Raw genomic sequence first — 25379 nt, forward strand, 5'->3', positions numbered from 1 at the left:
CTGCCAGGTGGCGACGGCCCGGGGAGCGGCCCGCCACCAGTGGCGGGCCGCTCCGGACCCCGTCCTCAGGCTTTACTCGGTTCCTCGACCTGCCGGTTTCCCGGCCATTTGACCGGCGCGAGCACCCCGGCGCTGGCGGCACTGTGAACGTGAACGACATCCCGACCACGCTGAAGGAGGACCTCGTGTCCGCCACCCTCGAGACCCGCACCTCCACCCTCCGCCGGGCAACCCCGGATGACGTGGAAACCGCGGACCGCTTCGCGCGCCGCCGCCACTGGGTCGCACTCGGGCTGCTGGTGTCCGCCCAGTTCGTCGTCATGCTGGACACCTCCATCGTCAATGTGGCACTGCCCTCCATCCAGGCAGATCTCCAGCTCAGTCCCACCGCCGTCACCTGGGTCGTCAACGCGTACGTCCTGGCATTCGGCGGCCTGCTGCTGCTGTCAGGCCGCGCCGCCGACCTGTTCGGCCGCCGCCGCATGTTCGTCGCCGGCTCGGCCATGTTCACCCTCGGCACCGTGCTCTCGGCCCTCGCAACCGACCAAGGACTCCTCCTCGGCGGGCGCATCGTCCAGGGTGTCGGCGCCGCAGCACTCAGCCCAGCCGCCATGTCGCTGCTCATTCTGACCTTCCCCGGACCGCAGCGAGCTAGGGCAATGAGCATCTGGGGCGCCGCCTCAGCGCTCGGAGGGGCCACCGGTGTCATGGCTGGCGGACTGCTCGTCGGCTCTTTCGGGTGGTCGGCGGTGTTCTTCGTGACCGTGCCCATCTCGGTCGCCGCCGTCGCCATGGCTCGGTACGTGCTCCCCGAGGGTGCGCAGTGCCTCCCCGAGGGTGCGCAGGGCGTGCGCCGCCGATTCGACTGGCACGGCGCGGCCGCCATCACCGGTGCCGTCCTCGCCCTGGTCCACGGCGCCCTCGGCATCGCCGAAAGCGGATGGGCCTCCCCCACCGTTCTCGCAAGCCTTGCCGGCTCCGCCGCCCTCGTCGCGGTCTTCGTCACCGTCGAACGCCGTACCCCCGACCCCCTCGTGCCCCTCGAGCTCTTCAGGTCCAGGACCCTCAGCACCGGCGTGACCCTGGCCGTCCTCGGCGGGGCCGCGCGCGCTTCGACCTTCGTGCTCGTCGCCCTCTACCTCCAGCAGGCCCTCGCGATGGCTCCGCAGCAGGCCGGGCTCGCGATGGTTCCCACCTCGCTCACAGGGTTCGCCGTCTCGCTCGCGCTGCTGCCCCGGGTCCTGCGCGCGCTTGGTCCGCAGCGCACCCTGGTCATCGGGCTTGTGGTCCTGGCCGCCGGCCACCTGTGGTTGGCCTATGCACCCGCAGCAGACGGGTACCTCGTCGCGGTCCTCCCCGGGCTGCTGCTCGTCGCCATCGGTGTCGCCCTCAGCTTCACGCCCACCACCATGGTCATCGCGTCGGCCGCTCCCGAGTCGCACACGGGCCTGGCGTCCGGCCTGGCAGGCTCCGCGACCCAGGTCGGGGCCGCGCTCGGCACGGCCACGTTCACGGCGATCGGCATCTCGGTGGGAGCCACGGACACGGGCCTGCTCGGTGCGACCGGGTTCTCGGCGGCCTTCACCGCCGCGGCGGTCGTCGCACTGGCCGCCGCTGCTCTCGGAATCACGGTCGCCCGAGAGTCGAAGTGAGCTCACTGCTGTGACCGGTCACGGGGTGTTTCGAAAGCCAGCGCTCAGAAGCCAGTGGAGACAGCAGAAGGCCCGGATCAGTGGTCCGGGCCTTCTGTCGCTGACGCGTTGGTAGCGGGGGCAGGATTTGAACCTGCGACCTCCGGATTATGAGCCAGCCCTGTCCACGTCTCACAAGTCCCGTTCCATCTCCCCTGCCCCACGAATTTCGGTGTCGCGTCCTGATGGTCGCGCCGCGTCTCCCGCCATCCCGCCACCTCCCGGTTACACATGTGGCTACACCTACCCGCATTCAAGACACGTCTGCCGTTGGCCTACGTGGAGTACACGCCCACCGGTAGAAAACGCCTCGAGTCGAAGATCACCTCAGCCGGTCATCAGCCCTGGCACTTCGACCACTCGAAGACCGCTCCGGTGGGGATGCCGCTGAAGTGGTCGACCGAGTGGGCACTGATCATTTGACCGTCGTCGTAGGCGCCGTTGACGTTGAACGTGAATGTCCCGTTGACGCTCTTTCCGTTGACGTTGAAACCGCCCCAGACGGTGAAGTGTCCGGTCGCAGTCCGTCCCGTCTCGAGCGAGACCGCTTCGAAGGTCCCAGTCTGGGTGAATGTGTCGTGCTCTCGCCCGTCGGCGAAGATGGATTGCTTCTCCACCGAGTTGTAGGTGACGGTGATCTCGAAGAGTTCGGTCGAGCCGCACTCGGGACCCACGTCGACAAAGGTGTCCGTGCCCTGGTGCTCGTGGACAACCGTCGTGACAGAGCCGGCAGCAGCCATGGCCGCCGTCCCAGTGAACATCAGGGCCCCAGTCGCGGCAGCAACCAGGGTGGCGCGCACAACCGCAAAAGCTCTCATAGCCAGCTCCTCCACGCGGGCGATGCGCCGGAGCGGCCCACCAGGCCCGCACCACAGCACGTTCCTCCGACCTCACGGCGACCGGCTCGCCCGATCGGACTAGTACGACAGCCGCCGTTACGGAGAGCTCCGAACGGGCGGCACCATGCACTCCGATCCCGAGCGTGCTACGGAACGCCTCGAAGTGGTCGGTCAGCTTCGGCTTCCCGGCCCGCCATGACCCGACCCTGGCTACCAGGCCGCTCGCCTCGAGGACGGCTATACCGAAAGGGGCCCGCGTCAGCATTCCGGTCGACCTCCCTGAGGCGTGAGAGGGCTCTATTCAAGATTTCTCTTGACAAGTTTCCATGTCGGGATCATATTCAAGTAATCACTTGAATATGCGGAGGTGCTGACATGACTGAGACCACGACAACGCCCACCCGGCCGAACCGGGTGGATCGAAGGTCGGCAGGCGCCCAGCTTCTGGAGGCTCTGGCCGCACGCGACTTTGACCGGATGCCCGCGTGCTTCGAGGCCGACGCAACCATGCGCGCCATGCTTCCCAGCGGACCCACCGCGTTTCACGGAGCCGCCCAGATCGTGGAGAACCTTCAGATCTGGTTCGGAGGCGCCCACGAGTTCGAGGTGCTCGACAGTGCCGTCGGCGAGGTCGCTGGCAGGCCGCACGTGGCGTGGCGGCTCCGCATGCATCCGACGCCCTGGGGCGACGATGCCTGGCACGTCATCGAGCAGCAGGCCTACCTGCAAGCCGGCGAGCGCATCGCGTCGATAGACCTCCTGTGCTCCGGATTCCAGCGGGAGAACCGCACCTGACCGACTCCACTGGGAGCGACGTACCACATCGACGGGCACCACAATGGACAACAAAGCAGCCAGCAGCCTCACCACGGGACTCGAAGGCGCGAGCGCGCCACCGTCGCCCTGCACGTCGCCGTCGGGGCCGCCGAGAGCGGACGGCCGACCCTGACGTTCCTCACCCAGGAAGCTGTCCGACTCGCACTCGAAGGCGTCGCCGTCGGTACCGCCTGCGAAGGCTGCCCGAGCATCGCCGGAACCGCAGGCGGTTCGGAGGCAGCCCTGATGGCATGTAGGGCGGGCGCGATACCCCCACAGCGAATGAAGCGCCCAGTGTCCCTCCAGGGCAAGGGAAGGAACAATCGCGAGAAATGTGATCTTGCCGGTGATGCAACTCCCCCGGATCGGGCAGCCCCTTTGGACGACCACGACCTGGCGTTCGGCGCGGCGCCGCGAGGGGCTTGGTTCCTGGTGTCGTAACATCCGGCCACTACGGGCGGGCGACCGGCAGGTGAGCCTCGCTCCATTCTGGGAAACCGTCTTCGAGCCGGGCGGCGCTGATGCCCTTCCTGCTGAGCAGCCGGACGGCCTCGTCGGCGAAGACGCAGAACGGTCCGCGGCAGTAGGCGACCACTTCGGCGCCGTCAGGGATGTCGCCAAGACGCGACCTCAGGTCATGGATCGGGATCGAGATCGCTCCGCGGATATGGCCGGCGGCGTACTCCGCCTCGGGTCGTACGTCCAGCACGACCACGTCACCGTCGCGCAGCCGGGTACGCAGGACGTCGCGGGTGATGGTCCGCAGCGTGCTGCGGTCACCGAGGTAGTCGGCAGCCAGCTGCTCGAGCCCGGAAACATGCTCCTGGGCGGCGCGTCGCATAGTCCGCCACAGGTCACCCACCACCTCGCTGGCCAGGGAGTAGTAGATCCGGGTCCCCTCACGACGTGATTGAACCAGCCCGGAGCGCAACAGTCGCTGCAGGTGCTGGGAAGTGTTGGCGAGGGTCTGGTCGATCTCGGCGGCAAGCTCCTCCACCGACCGCTCGCCCTGAGCGAGCACATCGATCAACTCCGCACGCCGCCCGTTGCCCAGCGCCTTGGCCGACTCCGCCAAGGCGTCATACAGAGCAGCCTTTGCTGCGTGGTCTGCCATCGTCACCTCTTCTCACCCTGCTATTCAAGATTTCCCTTGACAAGGCCCACGCTACAGGAGTTTTATTCAAGTGAATCATTGAATATCCCGAAGAGGGTGAACCATGACGATCTTGGTGAACCCGCAGGAGCTTGAGGCCAAGGTCAAGGACATGTACCAGCAGGTGGCGCAGCAGCCACAGGGCGAGTTCCACTTCGAGCTCGGTGCACCGGTCGCGCTGCGCGTCGGTTATGACGCCGACCGGCTCGCGGACGTGCCCACGGGCGCGGTGGAGTCCTTCGCCGGCGTGGGCTACTTCTTCGACCTCGCCGCACTCCAGCCCGGCGAGACAGTCGTCGACCTCGGCAGCGGGTCAGGGATGGACGCCTTCTGCGCGGCCGGCCTGGTTGGCCCCACCGGATGGGTCTACGGGGTCGACTACACCACGGAGCAGCTGGACAAGGCCCGCAGGCTGGCCGACGAGGCCGGCCTCGCCCAGATCGAGTTCCGAGAAGGCCGCATAGAGGCACTCCCGCTGGGAGATGGCACCGCGGACTGCGTGATCTCGAACGGGGTCATCAACCTCTGTCCGGACAAGAAGGCGGTGTTCGTGGAAGCCGCACGAGTGCTGAAGCCCGGCGGGCGGCTCGCGGTCGCCGACATCGTCAGCGAGCAGCAGCTCAAGGACTCCATCGTCTGCAACGCGGACCTGTGGGCATCCTGCATCGGCGGGGCAGCCCAGCAGGACCAGTACCTGGAGGCCATCGAGTCGGCAGGCTTCACGATCGACCATCTCCGCGAGAACGCGTACGCGTTCATCTCCGACCAGGCCCGCAATGCCAGCGCCAAATATGGCGTCAAGAGCATCTCCATCCTCGCCACCTTGACCACCGATTAAACCCACCACCGGAGGAACCCATGTCCGAGAAGCAGAACATCGACACCCCGCACGAGCAGCGCCCCTTCAAGGCTCACGGCCACCTGGACGTGGTCACCCTCGGCGGCTTCACCCTAGGGCGCGGTGTGTTCGAACCAGGCTGGCGGTGGTCCAACGACGTCAAGCCCATCGCCGGCACCGACTCCTGCCAGACCCACCACACGGGGATCTGCCTGTCCGGTCAGATGACCGTCCGGTTCGACGACGGCAGCGAGGTCTCCATCGGCCCCGGTGACGTCGTGGACCTGGACCCCGGGCACGACGCGTGGACCGACGGCGACGAGCCCTGTGTCCTGCTCGACACGGGAATCAAGGCCTATGCCAAGCCCAGCTGAGGCGTGAGACGCAGATGGAGCCGAACAGCACATGACGCAACCCCTCACGCTCCAGATCGCGGACATGGGGCTGGGCAACACGGCATACCTGGTCGACCTCGGCGACGGCCGCGCCCTGGCCGTGGACCCGAGTCGTGACCTTCGCGCGCTGGAGGCGGCCGCCGAGGCCGGCGGTCTTCGCATCGCCGTCGCCGCGGACACCCACCTGCATGCGGACTTCATCTCCGGCGCTCGCCAGCTCGCTGCGACCGTGGGCGCGACGGTGCTGGCCTCGGCCGCCGGGAACCGCATGTTCGACCACCACGGATTGAGTGACGGCGACGAGTTCGACCTCGGGGGCCTGCGGCTGCGCGTCCTCGGGACTCCCGGGCACACCGATGAGCACCTGTCCTACCTCTTGCTGGACGGCGGGCATCCCGTCGGTGTCTTCACGGGGGGCTCACTGCTGGTCGGGGCAGTTGCACGAACCGATCTTGTCGACCCCGACCGCACGATCGAGCTCGCCCGGGCCCAGTACCGGTCGGTGCAGCGACTGCTGGAGCTGCCCGACGGCGTCGAGGTGTGGCCGACCCACGGCGCCGGTTCCTTCTGCGCCGCACCCGCCGGGTCCGCCCGCACCAGCACCATCGGCTCCGAACGCGCCGCGAACCCACTGCTGGCCGCCGCGGACGAGGACGCGTTCGTCGCTCGGCTGCTCGGCAGCCTCGGCTCGTTCCCGCCTTACTTCCTGAGACTGGGCGAGGTCAACCGGCGCGGACCAGCGATCCTGCCCGGTCGGCTCGGGCTGGAGCAGCTCACACCGCAGGCGGCCGCCGCCGCGCAGGCCACCGGCGCCGTGATCCTCGACGTCCGCCCGGTGACCGCCTTCGCCGCCGGACACCCCTCGGGCGCCCTCTCGATCCCGCTACGGCCCGCGTTCGCGAGCTGGCTCGGCTGGCTCGCACCAGACAACAAACCACTCGTCGTGCTCCGCGAACCCGACCAGAACGTCGACGAGGTGCTCTGGCAGGCCGCCAAGATCGGCTACGACAACATCATCGGCGAGCTGGCCGGCGGCCAGGACGCGTGGTCCGCCGCGTGCCTACCGACCACCTCGGTGCCGCTGGTCGAGGCGAGCGAGGCGGCAGGCGCCGCGGCCACCATGCGGGTCCTGGACATCCGTCAGGGGGCCGAGTACCGAGCCGGACACGTCCCTGGTGCCCTCAACATCGAGCTCGGCGACCTCCCTGCCGTGCTCGGCCACCTCACCGACGTGCCGACCGTGGTCATGTGCGGACACGGCGAACGTGCCATGGGAGCGGCATCGCTGCTGTCCGGAGCCGGATTCACCCAGGTCGCCGTGTTCGCCGGCAACCCTCAGCACTGGGCCTCAGCCAACGGCGAGGACCTGGCCAGCGGCCCGTGAAACGGGCAGGAACGTCGGCGTCTCCCGTCTTCGGCGTACGAGCGAACGCTGCCCAGTTCGGCCTACTCCTTGCCGTCAACGCTCTGGTCGGCGGAACCCTCGGCCAGGAACGCACCGTCCTGCCGTTACTTGCCACCCAGGAGTTCGGGCTCGACTCCTACACTGCAGCGCTGACCTATATCCTCGCGTTCGGCCTGGCCAAGGCCGTCACCAACTACTTCGCCGGGACCTGGTCCGAGCGCTACGGCCGCAAGCCCGTCCTGGTCGCCGGCTGGCTGGTCGCCCTTCCCGTCCCACTGCTCCTCATCTGGGCGCCCCAGTGGTGGATCGTCGTCGCCGCCAACGTCCTGCTCGGCATCAGCCAGGGGCTGACCTGGTCCACCACCGTGATCATGAAGATCGACCTGGTCGGGCCCCGACACCGGGGCCTAGCCATGGGCCTCAATGAGTCCGCCGGCTACCTCGCGGTTGCCGTGACCGCCCTGCTCACAGGCGCCATCGCAGCGAACGCCGGACTTCGGCCCGAGCCGTTCCTGCTGGGCGTCGCCTACACCGCGCTCGGCCTCGGCCTCTCCACGCTCTGGGTCCGGGAGACCCGTCCCCACTCCGAGCACGAGGCCGCGACCCGTGCCGACTCCGAGGACCTGACCGACCGGGAAGTCCTCGTGCTGACAAGCTTCCGCGAGCCCGCCCTCTCCTCGGCCAGCCAAGCCGGCCTGGTCAACAACCTCAACGACGGCCTCGCCTGGGGCCTGTTCCCGGTTCTTTTCACCTCCGCCGGACTGTCGCTTGGCCAGACCGGCATCCTCGTCGCCCTCTACCCCGCCGTCTGGGGCGTGGGGCAACTCGCCACCGGCGCACTGTCAGACCGTTGGGGCCGCAAACACCTCATCACCGGCGGCATGCTGCTCCAAGCTGCCGCTCTGGCGATCATCGCGACCGCTAACTCGCAAACGCCATGGGCCCTGGGGTCCGTGCTGCTCGGCGCCGGCACGGCCATGGTCTACCCCACCCTGCTGGCCAGCATCGGCGACGTCGCCCACCCCAGCTGGAGAGCACGCGCCGTCGGCGTCTACCGACTCTGGCGAGACCTCGGATTCGCGGTCGGCGCGCTCCTGACCGGAGTACTCGCCGACACCCTCGGCGTCCGCGCGGCGATCTGGCTGATCGCGGCAATGACCGCTACGTCCGCACTCGTCGTCGCCCAGCGTATGTACGAAACACACGGAGCGCTCACCCGGGCCAAGCCCGCCTGAGGCCGCCGCGCCACCAGAGCGCGGGGCCCCTGATTGCAGCGACTCGCTCGCCCGGGATCGAACCGCGTGATGAGAATCAGTGGGGGCGAGGAAGCGCAGAATCCGGCGATCGCCCGGACACCGACCCGGCGACCCCCCCCCGAAAATGACGTCCAGACGCCTCCGGCGCGCCGTCTCATGCATTTCTGCCTCGTCCCAGCCGTTCCGGCGCGTCTCGCTCATCCGGAAGTGTCCCAGCATGGGTTGGCTACACATTTGGCAACACGTGCCAACGCCAGAGGCCCTCTCCCAGAAGGGAAAGGGCCTCTGACCTGCTACTTCGTGGTAGCGGGGGCAGGATTTGAACCTGCGACCTCCGGGTTATGAGCCCGGCGAGCTACCGAGCTGCTCCACCCCGCGTCGGTAGACACCACCTTACGGGAGCCCATGCGCCAGAACCAAATCGGCTCCGCCGAGCTCGTGGCCAGCCTCCGCCGAGCTCGTGGCCAGCCTCCGCCGAGCCCGCGCGCAGCCGCTAGGGAGTCGACGTCCCGGTGGGCGCCGGTGTCGTGGTGGTCGCTGACGGCGTGGGGGTCACCGTCACCGACCCGCCCTTCGGGGCGGCAGCGACAGCGCGCGCGATGGCGTCGGCGAGCTGCTTCTGGGCCGTGCCGTATGCCGCGAAGTCACCTGCCTTGAGCGCCTTCTGACCCGCGTCGTAGGCCGTCTGGATGTCGGCCAGGGCCTTGGCCAGCGCGGCCGCGTCAGCCGGCGGCGGGGTGGTGGGGGTGGTCGGGGTCCCACCCGTGGGCGGCGTCGTCGGAGTCGAGCCGGAGTCGCCAGCGCTGGCCCCGGAGTTGCCGCCGAACAGGCCGTCCAGGGCGCCGTCGAGGGTGTAGGCCCAGGCGAGCTTGTCGCCGAACGCGGCCACGGTGGCTCGTTGGAGTGGGAACGCCGAGGTGCCCTGGGCCCGCACGTAGATCGGCTGCACGTACAACAGCCCACCGCCGACCGGGAGGGTCAGCAGGTTGCCCAGGGTGACCTGGGACCCCGTCTGGCGCGCGTTGTTGAGGAACTGGCTGAGGTTGAGGGTCGAGTCGGGCGAGGTGACGTTCGACGAGTTGATGTCGTTCTGCACCTGGCCCGGCCCACGGACCTGGCTGTCCTTGGGCAGGGTGAGCAGTCGCAGCGTTCCGTAGTCGTCGCTGCGCTTTCCGTCGGTGGACCCCGCATCCGCGTCGACGGCCAGGAAGCCGGACAGCACCTGCCGGTCGCCGATCGGCTTGAAGGTCGTCGTCAGGGAGAAGCGCGCGCCCGTCTGGTCGGGCATCTTCAGGGTGAGGTAGTAGGGCGGCTGGTCGACGTTGCCCTCCTGAGCCGGGTCCTCCGGCACCTCCCAGAAGTCACCGGCGCCGTAGAACGAGTCGGCATCGGTCACGTGGTAGCGGTTGAGCATCGTGCGCTGCACCTTGAACAGGTCCTCGGGGTAGCGCAGGTGCGACATGAGGTCGCCGCTGATCTCGCTCATCGGAAGCACTGTGTTCTTGAACGCGTTGGACCACGCCTTGAGCAGCGGGTCCTTGTCGTCCCAGGAGTACAGCTTCACCGAGCCGTCGTAGGCGTCGACGGTGGCCTTCACCGAGTTGCGGATGTAGTTGACCTGACCGGTGCCGATGGGGCGCACCGACTGCGAGTTCGCCGTCGTCGAGTCCGAGGTCGCGCTGTCGATCTCGGTCAGCCGTGAGTACGGGTAGTCGGCAGTGGTGGTGTAGCCGTCGACGATCCACTGCACCCGCCCGTCGACGACTGCCGGATAGGGGTTGCCGTCGAGGGTGAGCCAGGGGGCGATCCGTTGCACGCGCTCGATCGGCTCGCGGTGGTCGAGCAGCCGGCTCTTGTCGTTGACGGCGTCGGACAGCATGAAGTTGAGCTCGCGGTACTTGAGCGCATAGGCGGACTTGCGCAGGAAGGACGTGAGGGGCACCCCGCCCTTGCCGGTGTAGGTGTTGTTCTTCTGTCCGGCTGCGCTGCCGTCGGGGTAGTCGAACTCACGCGCCCTGGAACCGGCGGCACTGCCGACGATGGAGTACGTGGGCGACTGCTCACCGAAGTAGACCCGGGGTTCGAACTGGCCAAGCGGACCCATCTGGGGGATGTTCTGCTCGTAGAAGACCGGCTGGCCGTCGGCGCCACGCTGGTTGCCGTAGGCCGCCACCACACCGAACCCGTGGGTGTAGACCGTGTGGTCGTTGAGCCAGTTGCGCTGGTTCTGCGGCAGGCCGTCGAGGTCCAGCTCGCGGACCGCCACGACGGTGTCGTTGACCTTGCCGTTGATGTTGTAGCGGTCGACGTCGAGGGCGTCGGGGAAGGCGTAGTAGGACTTGACCGACTGGAGCTGCTTGAACGTCGGGGAGACCACGATGGGGTCGACCAGCCGGATGCCGGGGATGGTCTCCGCGTCGTTGCGCAGCTGCCCCGGACTTGCCTCCGTCGTCGCGGTGTAACCCCCTGTGTCGACGTTGGCGATCCCGTAGGCCGCGCGGGTCGCCTTGATGTTGCGGTCGATGTAGACCTGCTCGAGGGACTTCTCGGACGGGCGGACCTTGAACCGCTGGTAGAGCCCCGGGTAGATGCTCCCGACGACGATCGAGGTGATCACCAGCAAGGCGACGCCGACCACCGGGAGCCGCCAGGAGCGGGTCCAGATCGAAGCGATGAACAGACCGACGGTCATCAGGGCGGCCACGGCGAGGATCGCCTTGGTCGGCAGGACCGCGTGGGCATCGGTGTAGCGGATACCCGTCAGCAGCGGTGAGTCCTTGGTCGCGAGCGCATAGCGGTCGAACCAGTAGGTGGCCGCCCGGACCAGGACCAGGGCCGCGACGAGGATCGCGAGGTGGGTGCGCGCGGCCCGCGAGGTGCGCTCAGCCCGAGCCTGGATCTGCAGCCCGCCGTAGACGTAGTGCGTGAAGGCCGCGGCCAGCGTGGCCATCACGAGCACCATCGTGAAGAACCCGAGCAGGAACTGCACCCACGGCAACGTGAAGACGAAGAAGGACAGGTCGCGGTGGAACTGCGCGTCCTTGCTGCCGAACGGGACGCCGTTGCGCCACAACAGGAACGTCTTCCACTGGCCCGCCGCACCGGTGCCCGCGAGAAGGCCCAGGATGCCGGGGATGGCGAACATCGCGATCTTGCGCAGGGGCTCGATCGCCTCGCGGTACTGGTCGAGGTTCTGCTGCTGCGGAGTCACCGGCGCATAGATCGGCCGGGTGCGATAGCCGATGAGCAGGCTCGAGGCCACGACGGCCGCAGTGAGGACGAAGCCCACGACGAACAGCAGGATCTTGGTCGTGAGCTGCGTGACGAAGACGCCCTCGTAGCCCACCGAGTCGAACCACAAGACCTCGGTCCACACGGACGCCATGATCGACACGAGGAACCCGAGGACCACCAGGATCACGACGGTCGGGACCAGCGGCCCACGCCGTCTGTTGAAGGACAGCGACGGAGGACGGCGGCCCCCTGCTCCCGACCCTGCCCCGCGCGGAGTGCCCTCGGGACGGGCACCCTCGGCGCCCGACTCGCCCTGGCCGAACCACTCAGAAGAACTCACGCCACGCCCGATCTGCCCGTGCGACCGCCCAGCGAGGCCGCCTGCTGTAGTGGGTCCAACTTACCGACCGCCCCAGTGGTTCCCACGCGCACCTTGGACACGCTTCGGCACCAGCTGTGCAAGCCCTGGGTATGCCGCGTGGCCGGCCACCACGCGCCATGGGGCACCATGGGCGCGTGAGCCAGAACTCCCAACCCGTTGCCGACCCCTTGTCCATCGCCGCCCTGGACACCGAACGCCACGTCGCTGCCTCCGGGTGGGACCAGAACCCGCGGCTGTTCGCACTCGTGCCCACGGCCGAGCTCCTCGAGCGCGAGCCGCACCTGCGCGCCCAGATGCGCGGCTCCGACCTGGCCGAGGGCGCCCTGAGTGCGATCGAGCAGGAGGACCTGCCGCCGACCTCCAACCTCGAGAGCCTGCTCGGAGGGATCGCATGGCCGGACAGCGTCGTGGGCGCCGCCCTGGCCGTCGAGCGCATCGTCGTCCCGCCGGAGGCCGAGCGCGACCTGCCGGACCACACGGAGTCGGCTGTCGACGCGCTGGCCTCCCACCCGGCCCGCCAGGACGTCCGGCTGCTCGTCGCCGTCACCCGTGACGGTCAGAGCCGCTGCCTGCTTCGCCAGCGTGCCAACGACAGCGACGACAAGGTCGCCCTCGGCGACCAGATCGCACCCGGCCTCGTCCACGCACTCAAGGCGACCCTGCAGGGCTGAGCCAGCCCCGCGGCATACCCCTTGCCGTTATCGCGTGCAGGTTGGCAGGGAGTCGGCGCGCTTGTCGGCGATCGCCTCGACCGCGGTCCTGGCTTCGTCGAAGGTCGCGATCCTGACCACGCGCAGTCCGTCGGGGACGTGGCCGACGACCTCGTCGCAGTTGTCCGCCGGAGCGAGGAACCACGCGGCACCCCCGTCGTGGGCGCCGACGAGCTTCTGCTGGATGCCGCCGATCGGACCCACCTGGCCGGCCGCGTTGATCGTGCCCGTGCCGGCGATCTTCTGCCCACCGGTGAGCGGGCCGGGCGTGAGGGTGTCGTAGACCGCCAGGGAGAACATCGTCCCGGCCGACGGGCCTCCGACGTTGCCGGCGTTGATCTTGACGTCGATCGGGAACTCGAAACGGATGCCGAGGAAGACGCCCACTGTGGCGCGACCATCGGCCTCGCGCGTCTGGGCCTGGACCGTGAGCGGTTTGCCGCCCCGGACCAACCCGAGCGCGACCGTCTCCCCAGGCTTGTGGGCACCCACGCCGGCCCGCACCGCGGTGGAGTCGGCCACCGGCTTGCCGTCGATGGTGACGATCTCGTCGCCGGCCTTCAGCAGGGCGGCCGAAGGTGCGTCCTTGGCGACCTGGCCGATGACGACGTGCTCGACGACCTTCTTGCCGAGGGCCTTCAGCGCCACCGCCACGGCCTCCTGCTGGGAGTCGATCATCTCGGCGGTGCTCTCCTCCTCGACCTGCTTGTCCGTGATGCCCTTGGGGAAGTACAGCTCCTCGTCGACGACGTCCTCGCTGGGGTCGATCGCGGCCGCCAGCAGGTTCCACACGGTCACGCGTTTGCCCGGGCCGCCGACGATGCGGACGGTGGTGAAGTCGAGGGCTCCCCCTGTCGGGAAGGTCTGCGCGCCCGAGACGGTGATCAGCTGCTTGCCGTCGAGGGTGCCCAGGGTGTTGGTGATCGGTCCGGGCTTCATCACGACATAGGGCAGGCCGACCATGCTCGACACGGCCCCCAGGGCGATCAGCAGGAAGAAGCCGACCAGGGCAGCGGTCGACCGCCGGCTGAGCCGGTAGGGGTCGTCGCCGAGCGGAGCCTGGTGCGGCACGTGCTCGTTCGCTGCCTGCTCGTTCGCTGCCTGCTCGTTCGCTGCATGGTCGCTCGCTGCAGCGTCTGCTGCGTGCCCGACCGGCGGCGAGTGCTGCTGGTGGGATTCGGTCACGGGAGCCCCACCCACTCGTCGCTGCCATCGGTGAACAGCTGGTGCTTCCAGATCGGCACCGTCCCCTTGAGCGTGTCGATGAGGTCACGGCAGGCCTCGAAGGCCTCGCCGCGGTGCGGAGCCGAGACCGCCGCCACCACGGCGCGGTCGCCGATCTCGAGGTGCCCGACGCGGTGCACCGCCGCGAGGCGGGCGACGTGGTGGCGGGCGGCGACCTCGCGGCATACCCGCTCCAGGGTCTCGACCACGCTGGGGTGGGCCGAGTAGTCGAGCGCCGACACCGGCGCGCCGTGGTCGTGGTCGCGCACGACGCCCACGAACAGGGCGATGCCCCCGCACTGCGGGTGCTGCACGAGGGCGAGCACCTCGTCGACGCTCAGTGGTTCGTCGCGGACGTCGCTGAGCACCACCGTGGGCTCGCTGTCGAGCTCTGTGACCGGGTCGGTCATGCCGTCGAACCTTTCCTGCGGCGTCGCCGCATGATTGCTGCCGTGCCCACCAGGGCCACCGCTGCGCTGGCCGCCCCCAGGGCGGCATCCTTGCGGTCCAGTCTGCGGGCCGCCACTGCATGCGAACCCCGGATGGTGTCCAGCAGCACGCCGAGGCAGGTTTCGTTGTCGTGGACCGGCACCCAGCCGCGACCCAGCAGGGTGCGGGCAGACACTGCCCAGGGAAAGGCCACGAAGGCCAGGTCGCTGGCGGGTGCCGGCAACACCCCAACGCGGTGGAGGCGGTCGGCAGTTCCCATCGCCGCCACCATGCTCAGCTCGACCCTGCGCATGCCGGTGAGCCGTTCGAGGTCGGACTGGGTGAGGTGGCCGGGCGCGCCGACCGTGACCTCGCCGCCGAGTCCCTGCGACATCACGAGGGCGACGGCCGACCCCAGGTCGTCGACGTGGCAGAACTGCCACGCGGGTTCGGCGCCTCGCAGCATGAGCAGCCGAGGTGCCTCGAAATGGCGGGTGACGACGGTGTCCACGCCGCCGCCGACCAGGGCCGCGGGCCGCACCGCCGTGATGACCAGTCCCGGGTGCACGTCGCGGGCCACGCGAATGAGCTGCTCGACATCCATCAGGTCACCGACCTGCCCCCCGTCCGATGGCGCGCGCAGCGGCGCGTCGTCCTCGAGGGGCACGGGGTTGTCGGCGAGCGCCCCGAAGGTCTGCGCCGACGTGACGACGACCAGGTGGCGGACCCCTGCGGCCGCGGCGGCGGTGATGACGGTCTGGGCGATCCGAAGGCTGCGTTCGCGGCGCAACCGGGCGCCCAACGCCAGGTCGCGCGCGAGGTTGGTGCTCACCGCCACGTATGCCGCGGCGTGGGCTCCCGCGAGCGCCTTCACCAGGCCCGGCTCGCCGGGGTCGGCGTGACGGAACTGCACGCCACCCACCGAGCTCGGCTCGGTGTCGATCGCCACCACGGCACCGATGCGGGCCTCCTCGACGGCCCCGGCGGGTCCTGTCGTGGTGGACCCTCGGGCTGCGGCCGAGACCAGGGCCCGCACCACCGCACGACTCGCAGGACCGGCCGTGCCGATCACCGCGACGTCGATGGCGCTACGCCGCGAGCGAACGGCGTCCCGTCCAGCCCGCCCGGGGGAACTCACTGTGGCCTCCGCGTGGTTGTCTAGTGAGAGACCATCCTCTCAGGACCGCTGAGGAGCAGTTGTGCCCGACCTTCCCGATGACCGCAACGACCCAGACCCCCACGACCCCAGCGACTCACGCGACCCGCGTGACGAGCCCGACGACGCGTCCGACGAGTCCTTCGACGACTCGTTCGACGACTCTCCCTCGGGCTCGGGGCTTTCGCCGGAGATCGAGGCCGTGCTGGCCAGGCTCACCGGAGGCGAGGTGGACCCTGACATGGCCAAGGCCCTCAAGGACATGGGCATCGACCAGGTCGACCCCGCCATGCTCCAGATGATGGTCGGCCAGATGCAGTCCATGTTCGCCAGCACCGACACCGACGCCTTCAACCTCACCCTCGCGACCGACACGGCTCGCAAGACGGTGTCCGAGGCGGGCGACGCCGTGGTCGGCGACGCGGCCCGCCGCCAGCTCGACCAGGCCGTCCAGGTCGCCGAGCTCTGGCTCGACGAGGTGACCGCCTTCGAGGCACCCGGCATCACGACCCACGCCTGGAGCCGCGCCGAATGGGTCGAGGCGACCATGCCGACGTGGCGCACCCTGGTCGAGCCGGTCGCCGAAGGCGTCGGACGAGCCGTCGGGGACGCCATGCGCGCCCAGCTGCAGCAGCTCGGTGAGGGTGGCCTGCCCGAAGGGATCCTGCCCGCAGGAATGGACCCCGCGGCGATGCTCGGACAGATGGAGCCGATGCTGGCCAAGATGAGTGGTGCGATGTTCGGGCTGCAGGTCGGCCAGGCCGTGGGCGCCCTCGCGACCGAGACCGTCAGCGGCACCGAGGTCGGTCTGCCCCTCGTGCCCGACCGGTCGGTGGCCCTGCTCCCCGCCAACGTCGAGGCCTTCGCCGACGGACTCGGCGTGGACCTCGACCAGGTCCGCATCTACCTCGCCGTGCGCGAGGCCGCACGGGTCCGGCTGTTCTCCGAGGTGCCGTGGATCGGGCCACAGCTGGTGGCGGCAGTCCGCGACTACGCCCGCGACATCAGCATCGACACCGATCGGATCGAGACCGCGCTCGAGTCGGTGGACGCCAGCGACGCGAACGCCTTGCAGGCTGCGCTGCAGGACCAGCTCTTCCGCCCGGACCCCAGTGCGGCGCAACGCGCGGCGCTGGACCGCCTCGAGACCTACCTCGCCCTGGTCGAGGGCTGGGTCGACGTCGTCGCCGACCGCACCACTCGCGGCCACCTTCCTCAAGCGGCCGCCCTCGGCGAAGCCGTGCGGCGTCGGCGAGCCACCGGCGGTCCGGCCGAGAAGGCCTTCGCGGGACTGGTCGGACTGGAGCTGCGACCTCGGCGGCTGCGCGACGCCGCCAACCTGTGGGCCGCCCTCGAGGCCAGCCACGGGGCCGCCGGGCGCGACGGCGCCTGGGGACACCCCGACGTCGCGCCGACCGGCGCCGACCTCGACGATCCCCTCGGCTACGTCGAGCGCTACGGCAGGTCCGACAGCGCCGACCTCGACGCCGCCCTCGACCAGCTCCTCAGCGAGGGCGACTCCAGTGGCGAGCACGACGGCCCCACTGATCCCGCCTCCCCCGACAGGGATGGACGGTGACGGGCTCGCCCACGGACGTGCCCCCGGCATACCTCGCGTTGCGCGACGACGCCCTGCGCGTCCTCGACGGGTGGCAGGCACCGGACGCGCCGCAGGAGCGCCTGCGGGTGGAACTGCTCGGCCACTGCATGGCGCACCCGGACGCCCTGTCGAAGCAGGGCCCACCGGCCCACCTCACCGCGAGCGCGTTGGTTCTCAACGCCTCCCTCGACAAGGTGCTGCTCACCCTGCACGCCAAAGCCGGGATCTGGCTGCAGTTCGGTGGCCACTTCGAACCCGGCGATGACTCGGTGCTCGGGGCCGCGTCGCGGGAGGCGCGCGAGGAGTCGGGCCTTGCCGATCTCGTGCTGCATCCCGAGCTGGTCCACCTCGACCGGCACGCTCTACTCGCCGCGGGCTTCGGTCGGTGCAGCGAACACCTCGACCTGAGGTATGCCGGTGTGGCCAGTGACGAGGACGCGTATGCCGTGAGCGAGGAGTCCCTTGACGTGGCGTGGTGGCCGGTGGACGGGCTCCCGGGGGCCAGCGCTGGAGAGATCCGGCCGCTGGCCGAGGCAGCCCGACGGGTGCTGGTCTCCTAGGCAGAGCCCAGTCGGACGGAGGCTGGCGTCAGTCGGACCCGTCAGTCGCTGGGACCGAAGTCCAGGGCGGCCTGGCCCAGCTCGTCGCTGTCGGTCTCTCCGTCGGACAGGTCGAGGCCGGCCGTCCCCGCCACCCCCTCGAGGTAGCCGCGGGCGCGCTCGAGCCGGGGGTAGCCCTCGAGCAGGGCCCAGAAGTCCGGGCCGTGGCCCGGCGAGAGCAGGTGGGCGAGCTCGTGCAGGATCACGTAGTCGAGGACGAAGCCCGGCATGCCCTTGACTCGGGTGGAGATCCGGATCGTGCCGTCGGACGGAGTGCAGGAACCCCACCGGGAGTTCTGGTTGGTGACCCAGCGGATGCTGCTCGGTCGGGCCTGGCCACCGAGATAGCGCTGCGACAGCTCGACCGAGCGGGTGCGCAGCTGGGCGTCGCTCGGGCGCCGGCGCTTGTCACCCTTGGCCAGCTTGTCGAGCATCGTGGCCACCCACTGCTGCTCCTCGGCCTTGGTGAACCGGGCAGGGATCAGCACGATCGTGCGCCCGTCCTCGCGGTAGGCACTCACGGTGCGACGGCGCTTGCGGCTGCGACGGACCTCGACGTCGGTGCTCCCCATACCCACCACGATAGGCGAGCACGCCGACAACTCCCGTGATCCGCGCCGCTCCCGGTGCACTTCCCGCCGCTCCCGGTGCGCTCCATACCGCAACCTGAGCGCCCCCTGGGGCGCTCAGGTTGCAGAAAGGAGCTTGCGCAGCCGTCGGTCGAGGATCTGGACAGCCGGCCCGAACACTGCGTAGGCCTCGTTGGTGGTCTGACCATTGGCGTAGCGGTAGTAGATCTGCTGGGCGATGACCGCGAGCCGGAACACGCCGTAGGCCTGGTAGAACAGCGCCTGCCGTGGGGTGATGTCGACGTCCATCCGTTTGCAGTAGCCGGCGATCATCTGCTCGCGCGTCAGCATCCCCGGCAGGTGGGTCGGCACTCGACGGAAGGCTTGGAAGTCCTCGTCGTCGTCGGCCTGCACCCAGTAGGCAAGCGCCGCGCCGAGGTCCATCAGCGGGTCGCCGACCGTGGCCATCTCCCAGTCGAAGATGCCCACGATCCGGGTCGGGTCGTCCTGCGCCAGGACGAGGTTGTCGAGCTTGTAGTCGTTGTGGATCACGCCGCTGCGCACGTCGGCAGGCTGGTGCTCGTCGAGCCAGGCCATGGCGTGCTCGAGGTCGGGCTGACCAGGGGTGTGCGCCTTGCGGTAGCGCGCCGACCAGCCCTCGACCTGTCGTCGGACGTAGCCCTCGCCCTTGCCGAGGCTGTCGAGTCCACACGCCGCGGCATCGACGGAGTGCAGCTCCACGAAGACGTCGAGCATGGACTCGCACAGCCGACCGGCCTGGGCGGGCGACAGGTCCACCGGCATCTCGCGTCGCGGCACCGTGCCCACGAGGCGCTCCATCACGTAGAAGTCGCCGCCCATGACCGCTGGGGAGTCGCAGAACGCGACCATCGTTGCGACATAAGGGAAAACGGGTGCCAGCGCTGACTGGATCCGGTGTTCGCGACCCATGTCGTGGGCACCCCTGGCCTTGGTGCCGCTGGGGCCGCGACGGAGCACGAGGTCGAGGTCGGGGAACCGCAGGAGATAGGTCAGGTTGGACGCACCCCCCGAGAACTGGAGCACCTCCGGCCGCCCAGCCAGCCCCGCGGCATACCGGGGGTCGGTGTGGGTGCGCAGCCACCCGACTGCAGCGTCGACGTCGAAGGCGTCCTCCGAGCGCACCGGCTTGGCGCCGGCCACGGCACTCACCGGTGCTTGCCCAGCTCGATCCGGCCGACCACGCTGCGGTGCACCTCGTCGGGCCCGTCGGCAAGTCGCAGCGAGCGCGCCCCCACCCAGGCCGCGGCCAGGGGGAAGTCCGTGGTCATGCCGCCGCCGCCGTGCAGCTGGACGGCGAGGTCGATCACGTCGAGCGCCATGCTCGGCACCTCGACCTTGATCTCGCTGACGGCCGACAACGCCTCGGTCGACATGCCCTGGTCGAGCAGCCACGCCGCGTGCATGACCAGCAGACGCGAGCGGTTGATGGCGATGCGGGCGTCCGCGATGCGTTCGAGGTTGCCCCCGAGCCTGGCGATCGGCTTGCCGAACGCGGTCCGCGCCAGGGCCCGCTCGCAGGCCAGCTCGAGCGATCGCTCGGCCAGGCCGATGGTCCGCATGCAGTGGTGCACGCGGCCCGGTCCGAGGCGGCCCTGGGCGATCTCGTAGGCGCGACCCTGCCCGAGCAGGATGTTGGCCACCGGGACGCGGACGTCGGTGAAGGACACCTCGCCGTGCCCGAGCGGCTCGTCGTAGTAGCCCATCGTCGAGAGCATCCGCTCGACCTTGACGCCGGGGGTGTCGCGCGGCACGAGGACCATGGTGTGGCGCGAGTGGCGGTCCGCGTCCGGATCGGACAGCCCCATGAAAACCAGGATCCTGCACTCGGGGTTGCCCACCCCGGTGGAGAACCACTTGCGCCCGTTGACGACGACCTCGTCACCCTCGACCACTGCGGTGGCGGCCATGTTGGTCGCGTCGGAGGAGGCGACGTCCGGCTCGGTCATGCAGAACGCGCTGCGGATCCGCGCGTCGAGCATCGGCTCCAGCCACTCGCGCTGCTGGTCGGGCGAGCCGTACCTCAGGAGCACCTCCATGTTGCCGGTGTCGGGGGCGTTGCTGTTGAAGACCAGCGGCGCCAGCGCCGAGCGACCCATCTCCTCGGCCACCGGCGCGTAGTCGACGTTGGACAGCCCCTCGCCGCCATCGGTGCCGAAGTCGGCGGCATACCGGCCCGCGTGTTCCTTGGGCAGGAACAGGTTCCACAGCCCCTGGGCACGGGCCTTGGCCTGGAGCTCCTTGATGACCGGCAAGGGGGTCCACGGGTCGCCGCCGCCCTCACGCCGGCTGAGGATCTCGGCGTGGACGCCGACCTCGACGGGTTCGACCTCGGTGTCGACGAACGCCCGGACGCGGTCGCGCAGGTCGGTGGCACGCGGTGACAGGGAGAAGTCCATGCGCTCGACCCTAGTGAAGGTTGCCCGGGCGGGTCAGCGGCCGTGGAAGGTCGGTCGCCGCTTGGCCGCCGCCGCTGCGATCCCCTCGTGCAGGTCGTCGGTCGCGAGCGTGACCGCCTGGGCCAGGGCCTCCCATTGCAGCGCGTCGTCGAAGCTCGCGTGCCCACCGTCGCGCAGTGCCTGCAGGGTCAGCCGCGTGGCGATGGGCGCGGCCCCCGCCACCCGCTCAGCCGCGGCGATCGCCTCGGGGAGCACCTCGTCGGTCGGCAGCGCCTGGGACACGAGGCCGAGCCCGACTGCTTCGGCGCCGCTGACGAGGCGACCGGTGAGCAACAGGTCGCGGGCCACGGCGTGCCCGGCGATGTTGGGCAGCGACCAGGTCGTCGCCATGCCCGGGTGCAGCCCCAAGGAGGTGAACGGCACACCCAGGCTGGCGTCAGCGGCGGCATACCGGATGTCACAGGCGAGGGCGACGGCACACCCGGCACCGATCGCCGCGCCGTTCACGGCCGCGATCGTGGGCACCTCGAGGTCGCGGATCGAGAGCCACGAGCGGTAGAAGGTGAGCATGCGCGTCCGCAGCTCGCTGACGGACGCGTCGGGGTCCTGGACGATCCACGACAGGTCACCACCGCCGCTGAAGGCCGGGGCCGCGCCGGTGACCACCACCGCCGCGAGCGCCTCATCGGTGCGCAGCAACCCCATGAGCCTCACCCATGACGCGGTCATGGCGGTACTCATCGAGTTGCGACGCTCCGGAAGGTCCAACGTCACCACCGCGATTCGTCGGCCCGAGGCCTCTCGCAGCTCGGCTCGCAGGTCTTCGAGCTCGGTCTCCCACCACGGCTGTGCGCTCATGGGGCGAAGACTAGGCGTGGGCCCTGAGCACGACGCACAGGCCCCCCTTGCGCGATTTTGTGCTCAGCATGGTCTAAGTTTGGCCGAAGTCCGACGGCGCACCGTGTGCCGTGAACAAGAGGAGACATGGCGATGGCTGAAGAGACCTACAAGGGCGAGTTCTACTGCGTGAAGTGCAAGGAGAAGCGCGAGGCCGAGGGCCGTGTCGTGGAGACGAACGGCCGTCGCATGGCCAAGGGCGTCTGCCCCGTGTGCGGCACCAACCTGAACCGCATTCTCGGCAAGGCCTGACACCAGCACCACCCAGGCCTTCCATCGCGAGGGGCGGGTCCGACTTCGGTCGGGTCCGCCCCTCGCGGCGTTCCCGGCTGGGGCTCCAGCACTGGTGCGCATGTCTCGCAGCCCTGTGGATGACTGGCAGCCGGCCCCGGAGGTTGTGCGAGATTGGCCGCGTGACCGGACGACCCCTGCTCAAGACCCTGTGGCCCGTGTTTCGCCGGGGCGCCGGATGCGTGCAGTTCGGCACGGACCCGGACCACGCGGTCGTCCTCGACGGGCTGCACGAGGACGAGGTGTCGGCCCTCGAGTCGCTCGACGGCACGGGCGAGGTGCCTGCGGTGCTGCGCTCCGCGGCCGGGCAGGACCTCCTGGACCTGCTCCTCGGGCACGGGCTGGTCGTCGAGGCCGGTGACCCGATCTCGTTGCCGCCACCGGTGCGTGCCCTGCTCACCCACGATGCGCAGGCGCTGCTGCGCACCGCCACGCCACCACTGCACGGGTATGCCGCGCTGGCCAGACGTCGCGCCGCTCACCTGTTCGTCGTGGGACGGGGCGAGCTGCCGTCCGCCGTGGCCGCCGAGCTGCGCCACGCCGGAGTGGGAACCGTGCGACAGGGATTCGAGGTGGCCGACGACTGGGAGCAGTCGCTCAGCGGACGGGGCGCCCCGACCGCGCCTGCGCTCGTCGTCCTGGTCGGCAGCGGCGCCCTCGATTCGGCGGCCGCGGGACCGTGGCGAGCCCGCGGCATACCCGTCGTGCCTGTGGTGCTGCACGGGCTGGAGGCCGTGGTGGGGCCGGTCGTCGTGCCCCACGGGCCGTGCCTGCGCTGCCTGGACCTCGCCCGCGCGGACCGCGATCCCGGATGGCCGGCCCTGCTCGGCCAGCTGCTCCCGGCCCGGGTCGGCGCCGGCACGGAGGTCAGCGGCGAGACCACCCTCGTGGGGCTGGCCACGTCGATGACCGCCATGGTGGCCCTCGCCGTGCTCGACGGTCAGGTGCTCCCGCTGGGGCGTTCGCTGGAGGTTTCGCTGCCGTGGCCGCGGGTGCGCCAGCGGCAGTGGGAGGTGCACCCGCGGTGCGGCTGCACGGTGGGATCCGACACGTCTGGGCGACCCGCCCACGTCAACACCCCCGCACAGGCGAGAATGGCCGGGTGAACGAACTCCCCCGCCGCGCCGTCACCCGCACGGCCCGCCTGGCCAGCCTGCCCCTCGGCTTCGCCGGGCGCACCGCCATGGGGTTCGGCAAGCGGGTCGGGGGCAAGCCCGCCGAGGCCGTCGCGGCCGAGCTCCAGGCCCGCACGGCCGAGCAGCTGTTCAAGGTGCTCGGCGAGCTGAAGGGCGGGGCCTTGAAGTTCGGGCAGGCGATGTCGGTCATGGAGGCGGCCCTGCCCGAGGAGATGGCCGGGCCCTACCGCGCGACCCTCACGAAGCTGCAGGAGGCGGCGCCGCCGCTGCCCGCAGCCACGGTCCACAAGGTGCTCGCCGAGGAGCTCGGGCTGCGCTGGCGGACGGCGAAGTTCCAGTCGTTCGAGGACACGCCTGCCGCTGCCGCCTCGATCGGTCAGGTGCACAAGGCGGTCTGGCGGGACGGGCGCGAGGTGGCCGTCAAGATCCAGTACCCCGGCGCCGGCAAGGCCCTGCTGTCCGACCTCAACCAGCTCGCGCGCGTGGCCCGCCTGGCCGGCGGCTGGATCCCCGGCATGGACATCAAGCCGATCACCGACGAGCTCAAGTCGCGGATGAGCGAGGAGCTCGACTACAACCTGGAGGCGGCCAACCAGCGCACCTTCGCCAAGGCGTTCCGCGGCGACCCGCACTTCGCCGTGCCGGACGTCCTCGTCAACAGCGAGCACGTCATCGTCTCGGAGTGGATGGACGGGACTCCCCTGTCCCAGATCGTGGCGTCGGGCACGCCGGACGAGCGGAATGCCGCCTCGGCCCGCTACATGGCCTTCCTGTTGGTCGGGCCGGCTCGCGCGGGGCTGCTGCACGCCGACCCCCACCCCGGCAACTTCCGGCTGCTGGACGACGGGCGACTGGGCGTCATCGACTACGGCGCCGTCAACCGGCTGCCCTCAGGTCTGCCGCCGGCAATGGGTTCGCTGGTGAGTGCGGCCCTGCGCTCCGAGGCCCCCGAGCTGGAGAAGGGCCTGCGGTCCGAGGGTTTCATCAAGCCGTCGATGTCACTCGACGCCGAGGCGCTGCTCGAGTACCTCCAGCCGTTCATCGAGCCCCTGACGCACGCGGAGTTCACCTTCAGCCGGCCCTGGCTGCGGGGGGTGGCCGCGCACGTCAACGACATCCGGCGGCCCGAGTTCCTCGTGGGGATGAAGCTCAACCTGCCGCCGTCCTACCTGCTGATCCACCGGGTCTGGCTGGGCGGGATCGGTGTGCTCTGCCAGCTCGGCGGGACCGTGCCCGCTCGCCAGATCGTGGTCGACCACATGCCCGGTATGAAGCTGCGTCACCTCCCCCCGCCCGTCGCCTGACGGCGGGAGCGCCCCGCGACTTGTTGCCGGGAGATCGTCACAGACCGCCTGTTTCGGGGGTCCGGTGACCACCAGGAGGCAACAGGTGCACCGGTCGCGCCGTCCTCGGGACGGGGGTCACCACCAGGCGGAGTCGAGCTTGCCCTCGATGCTGCGCAGGTGCTCGCGGCTGCAGCGGTCGCAGGTCCAGGTGTCGCGGCCGTTCTCGACGCCGCGGGCCCAGGTGATCGTCGCCAGGGCGGGATCTGACGCCGTCGTGCCGCAGGTGGCGCAGACCGGAGGCCCGGGCTCACCCGCTTCGGCCCGCTCCGAGTCGGACACGGTCGGTTGTCCTACTTCGGCGACTTCACGGACCGGGCCGCGGGCTTGGTCGCGACCGTGGCGGCCTTGGCTTTGGCAGCAGCCTTGGCGGCCTGCTTGAACTCGCGCACCTTGACCAGGGACGACGCGTCCACGACGTCGGCCACCGAGCGGTAGGAGCCGTCCTCGGCATAGGGGCCGATCGCCTCCTGCCAGCCCGCCGGTCGCACGTCGAGCTGCTTGGCCACCAGTGCCGCGAAGATGCGAGCCTTCTGGTCGCCGAAACCGGGCAGCGCCTTGAGCCGGTCGAGCAGGTCGCGGGCATCCTTGGCGTCGGTCCAGATGGTCTCGGCGCGACCGTCGTACTGGTCGCGCACGACGGTCGCCAGCTGCTGGACGCGCCCGGCCATGGACCGGCCGTACCGGTGGATGGCAGGTGGCGTCGCGCACAGGTCGGCGAAGGCCTCGGTCTCGGCCGCCGCGATCGCATCAGGCGCCAGGGTCCCGAACCGGTCGAGGATTTTCCACGGCCCCCGGAACGCGTGCTCCATGGGGTACTGCTGGTCGAGCAGCATGCCGACCAGCAGGGCAAACGGATCCTTGCTGAGCACCTCGTCAGCGGCCTCGTCCTGGGCGATCCGGATCTGCGTAGCCATGCGGACAAGCCTAGCCTGCGGGTTCGGACCCAATTGGAAGAAATCCTGCGCGCGACCCGGG

At 69.9% G+C, this 25379-nt stretch carries 24 protein-coding genes and 1 tRNA gene; 12 read left to right on the plus strand and 13 right to left on the minus strand.

Annotated elements, in window-relative coordinates:
• The first annotated feature begins 149 nt into the window (after positions 1–149).
• The gene (locus AC1DYG_RS06065; RefSeq protein ID WP_477638991.1) at positions 150–1652 is read left to right on the plus strand and encodes an MFS transporter; all 1503 of its coding nucleotides are present in this window, start codon (positions 150–152) and stop codon (positions 1650–1652) included.
• A gap of 377 nt (positions 1653–2029) precedes the next feature.
• Here AC1DYG_RS06065 and AC1DYG_RS06070 read toward each other — a convergent pair whose 3' ends face one another.
• Positions 2030–2509, minus strand: a complete 480-nt coding sequence (locus AC1DYG_RS06070; RefSeq protein WP_477638992.1) for a hypothetical protein — start codon at positions 2507–2509, stop codon at positions 2030–2032.
• Between the two features lie 396 nt (positions 2510–2905).
• Between AC1DYG_RS06070 and AC1DYG_RS06075 the strand changes: the two genes are divergently transcribed.
• Positions 2906–3325 carry a nuclear transport factor 2 family protein gene (locus tag AC1DYG_RS06075; protein ID WP_477638993.1) on the plus strand — a complete coding sequence of 140 codons (420 nt, stop codon included), beginning with the start codon at positions 2906–2908 and terminating at the stop codon, positions 3323–3325.
• Between the two features lie 472 nt (positions 3326–3797).
• Here the strand turns inward: AC1DYG_RS06075 and AC1DYG_RS06080 are convergent, their stop codons facing one another.
• On the minus strand, positions 3798–4460 hold the full coding sequence (locus tag AC1DYG_RS06080) for an ArsR/SmtB family transcription factor (protein WP_477638994.1): 663 nt from the start codon (positions 4458–4460) through the stop codon (positions 3798–3800).
• A 103-nt stretch (positions 4461–4563) separates the two neighbouring features.
• Here AC1DYG_RS06080 and AC1DYG_RS06085 point away from each other — a divergent pair, with 103 nt between their 5' ends.
• Genes AC1DYG_RS06085 through AC1DYG_RS06100 form a run of 4 tightly spaced genes read left to right on the plus strand, consistent with a single transcriptional unit; the run spans position 4564 to position 8372 of the window.
• Positions 4564–5337, plus strand: a complete 774-nt coding sequence (locus tag AC1DYG_RS06085; protein ID WP_477638995.1) for a methyltransferase domain-containing protein — start codon at positions 4564–4566, stop codon at positions 5335–5337.
• Between the two features lie 20 nt (positions 5338–5357).
• Positions 5358–5711, plus strand: a complete 354-nt coding sequence (locus AC1DYG_RS06090) for a cupin domain-containing protein (RefSeq protein ID WP_477638996.1) — start codon at positions 5358–5360, stop codon at positions 5709–5711.
• 31 nt (positions 5712–5742) lie between these two features.
• On the plus strand, positions 5743–7116 hold the full coding sequence (locus AC1DYG_RS06095) for an MBL fold metallo-hydrolase (RefSeq protein WP_477638997.1): 1374 nt from the start codon (positions 5743–5745) through the stop codon (positions 7114–7116).
• Positions 7113–8372, plus strand: a complete 1260-nt coding sequence (locus AC1DYG_RS06100; RefSeq protein WP_477638998.1) for an MFS transporter — start codon at positions 7113–7115, stop codon at positions 8370–8372. The genes AC1DYG_RS06095 and AC1DYG_RS06100 overlap by 4 nt, the downstream gene beginning before the upstream one ends.
• Before the next feature lie 322 nt (positions 8373–8694).
• Here the strand turns inward: AC1DYG_RS06100 and AC1DYG_RS06105 are convergent.
• Positions 8695–8771: transfer RNA gene (locus AC1DYG_RS06105), tRNA-Met, on the minus strand.
• 115 nt (positions 8772–8886) lie between these two features.
• Positions 8887–11967 carry a UPF0182 family membrane protein gene (locus AC1DYG_RS06110; RefSeq protein ID WP_477638999.1) on the minus strand — a complete coding sequence of 1027 codons (3081 nt, stop codon included), beginning with the start codon at positions 11965–11967 and terminating at the stop codon, positions 8887–8889.
• Between the two features lie 158 nt (positions 11968–12125).
• Between AC1DYG_RS06110 and AC1DYG_RS06115 the strand changes: the two genes are divergently transcribed.
• The gene (locus AC1DYG_RS06115; protein WP_477639000.1) at positions 12126–12680 is read left to right on the plus strand and encodes a PPA1309 family protein; all 555 of its coding nucleotides are present in this window, start codon (positions 12126–12128) and stop codon (positions 12678–12680) included.
• Between the two features lie 27 nt (positions 12681–12707).
• On the opposite strand, the gene AC1DYG_RS06120 is transcribed toward AC1DYG_RS06115, so the two are convergent.
• Genes AC1DYG_RS06120 through AC1DYG_RS06130 form a run of 3 tightly spaced genes read right to left on the minus strand, consistent with a single transcriptional unit; the run spans position 12708 to position 15510 of the window.
• The gene (locus AC1DYG_RS06120) at positions 12708–13904 is read right to left on the minus strand and encodes a YlbL family protein (RefSeq protein WP_477639001.1); all 1197 of its coding nucleotides are present in this window, start codon (positions 13902–13904) and stop codon (positions 12708–12710) included.
• Entirely contained in the window at positions 13901–14353 is a 453-nt protein-coding gene (locus AC1DYG_RS06125) for a molybdenum cofactor biosynthesis protein MoaE (protein WP_477639002.1), read from the minus strand. The genes AC1DYG_RS06120 and AC1DYG_RS06125 overlap by 4 nt, the downstream gene beginning before the upstream one ends.
• Complete coding sequence (locus tag AC1DYG_RS06130) at positions 14350–15510, minus strand: NAD-dependent epimerase/dehydratase family protein (RefSeq protein WP_477639003.1); 1161 nt, start codon at positions 15508–15510, stop codon at positions 14350–14352. Before AC1DYG_RS06130 ends, AC1DYG_RS06125 begins: the two co-directional genes overlap by 4 nt.
• Before the next feature lie 61 nt (positions 15511–15571).
• Here AC1DYG_RS06130 and AC1DYG_RS06135 point away from each other — a divergent pair, with 61 nt between their 5' ends.
• Positions 15572–17107 carry a zinc-dependent metalloprotease gene (locus AC1DYG_RS06135; protein WP_477639004.1) on the plus strand — a complete coding sequence of 512 codons (1536 nt, stop codon included), beginning with the start codon at positions 15572–15574 and terminating at the stop codon, positions 17105–17107.
• Complete coding sequence (locus AC1DYG_RS06140; RefSeq protein WP_477639005.1) at positions 17104–17688, plus strand: NUDIX hydrolase; 585 nt, start codon at positions 17104–17106, stop codon at positions 17686–17688. Before AC1DYG_RS06135 ends, AC1DYG_RS06140 begins: the two co-directional genes overlap by 4 nt.
• Positions 17689–17729: 41 nt before the next feature.
• On the opposite strand, the gene AC1DYG_RS06145 is transcribed toward AC1DYG_RS06140, so the two are convergent.
• The 4 genes from AC1DYG_RS06145 to AC1DYG_RS06160 all read right to left on the minus strand — a co-directional run bounded on the left by AC1DYG_RS06145 (position 17730) and on the right by AC1DYG_RS06160 (position 21592).
• Positions 17730–18299, minus strand: a complete 570-nt coding sequence (locus AC1DYG_RS06145; RefSeq protein ID WP_477639006.1) for a M48 metallopeptidase family protein — start codon at positions 18297–18299, stop codon at positions 17730–17732.
• 114 nt (positions 18300–18413) lie between these two features.
• Positions 18414–19487: a phosphotransferase family protein gene (locus AC1DYG_RS06150; RefSeq protein WP_477639007.1), complete on the minus strand. Its 1074-nt coding sequence runs from the start codon at positions 19485–19487 to the stop codon at positions 18414–18416.
• Positions 19484–20734 (minus strand): acyl-CoA dehydrogenase family protein, encoded by a 1251-nt coding sequence (locus tag AC1DYG_RS06155; protein WP_477639008.1) that lies wholly within the window; start codon positions 20732–20734, stop codon positions 19484–19486. The genes AC1DYG_RS06150 and AC1DYG_RS06155 overlap by 4 nt, the downstream gene beginning before the upstream one ends.
• 33 nt (positions 20735–20767) lie before the next feature.
• Positions 20768–21592: an enoyl-CoA hydratase/isomerase family protein gene (locus tag AC1DYG_RS06160; RefSeq protein ID WP_477639009.1), complete on the minus strand. Its 825-nt coding sequence runs from the start codon at positions 21590–21592 to the stop codon at positions 20768–20770.
• Positions 21593–21724: 132 nt separating this feature from the next.
• On the opposite strand from AC1DYG_RS06160, the gene AC1DYG_RS06165 reads away from it, so the two are divergent.
• From AC1DYG_RS06165 to AC1DYG_RS06175, 3 genes are all read left to right on the plus strand, one after another.
• Positions 21725–21883, plus strand: a complete 159-nt coding sequence (locus AC1DYG_RS06165) for a DUF5679 domain-containing protein (protein WP_091788997.1) — start codon at positions 21725–21727, stop codon at positions 21881–21883.
• Positions 21884–22044: 161 nt separating this feature from the next.
• Positions 22045–23028, plus strand: a complete 984-nt coding sequence (locus AC1DYG_RS06170; protein ID WP_477639010.1) for a hypothetical protein — start codon at positions 22045–22047, stop codon at positions 23026–23028.
• Complete coding sequence (locus AC1DYG_RS06175; RefSeq protein WP_477639011.1) at positions 23025–24362, plus strand: ABC1 kinase family protein; 1338 nt, start codon at positions 23025–23027, stop codon at positions 24360–24362. The genes AC1DYG_RS06170 and AC1DYG_RS06175 overlap by 4 nt, the downstream gene beginning before the upstream one ends.
• Before the next feature lie 117 nt (positions 24363–24479).
• On the opposite strand, the gene AC1DYG_RS06180 is transcribed toward AC1DYG_RS06175, so the two are convergent.
• The gene (locus AC1DYG_RS06180) at positions 24480–24683 is read right to left on the minus strand and encodes a hypothetical protein (protein ID WP_477639012.1); all 204 of its coding nucleotides are present in this window, start codon (positions 24681–24683) and stop codon (positions 24480–24482) included.
• Positions 24684–24694: 11 nt separating this feature from the next.
• Positions 24695–25318 carry an HhH-GPD-type base excision DNA repair protein gene (locus tag AC1DYG_RS06185; protein ID WP_477639013.1) on the minus strand — a complete coding sequence of 208 codons (624 nt, stop codon included), beginning with the start codon at positions 25316–25318 and terminating at the stop codon, positions 24695–24697.
• Positions 25319–25379: the final 61 nt, after the last annotated feature.

It is taken from the genome of Pedococcus sp. P1_H8 (genome assembly GCF_056405175.1).

What these genes read in the sequence shown, in the direction of transcription:
- AC1DYG_RS06160 (WP_477639009.1), bottom strand. Translation starts at nt 21,592, where the DNA reads ATGAGCGCACAGCCGTGGTGGGAGACCGAGCTCGAAGACCTGCGAGCC.
- AC1DYG_RS06145 (WP_477639006.1), bottom strand. Translation starts at nt 18,299, where the DNA reads ATGGGGAGCACCGACGTCGAGGTCCGTCGCAGCCGCAAGCGCCGTCGC.
- AC1DYG_RS06155 (WP_477639008.1), bottom strand. Translation starts at nt 20,734, where the DNA reads ATGGACTTCTCCCTGTCACCGCGTGCCACCGACCTGCGCGACCGCGTC.
- AC1DYG_RS06125 (WP_477639002.1), bottom strand. Translation starts at nt 14,353, where the DNA reads ATGACCGACCCGGTCACAGAGCTCGACAGCGAGCCCACGGTGGTGCTC.
- AC1DYG_RS06075 (WP_477638993.1), top strand. Translation starts at nt 2,906, where the DNA reads ATGACTGAGACCACGACAACGCCCACCCGGCCGAACCGGGTGGATCGA.
- AC1DYG_RS06115 (WP_477639000.1), top strand. Translation starts at nt 12,126, where the DNA reads ATGGGGCACCATGGGCGCGTGAGCCAGAACTCCCAACCCGTTGCCGAC.
- AC1DYG_RS06070 (WP_477638992.1), bottom strand. Translation starts at nt 2,509, where the DNA reads ATGAGAGCTTTTGCGGTTGTGCGCGCCACCCTGGTTGCTGCCGCGACT.
- AC1DYG_RS06085 (WP_477638995.1), top strand. Translation starts at nt 4,564, where the DNA reads ATGACGATCTTGGTGAACCCGCAGGAGCTTGAGGCCAAGGTCAAGGAC.
- AC1DYG_RS06095 (WP_477638997.1), top strand. Translation starts at nt 5,743, where the DNA reads ATGACGCAACCCCTCACGCTCCAGATCGCGGACATGGGGCTGGGCAAC.
- AC1DYG_RS06080 (WP_477638994.1), bottom strand. Translation starts at nt 4,460, where the DNA reads ATGGCAGACCACGCAGCAAAGGCTGCTCTGTATGACGCCTTGGCGGAG.
- AC1DYG_RS06185 (WP_477639013.1), bottom strand. Translation starts at nt 25,318, where the DNA reads ATGGCTACGCAGATCCGGATCGCCCAGGACGAGGCCGCTGACGAGGTG.
- AC1DYG_RS06165 (WP_091788997.1), top strand. Translation starts at nt 21,725, where the DNA reads ATGGCTGAAGAGACCTACAAGGGCGAGTTCTACTGCGTGAAGTGCAAG.
- AC1DYG_RS06090 (WP_477638996.1), top strand. Translation starts at nt 5,358, where the DNA reads ATGTCCGAGAAGCAGAACATCGACACCCCGCACGAGCAGCGCCCCTTC.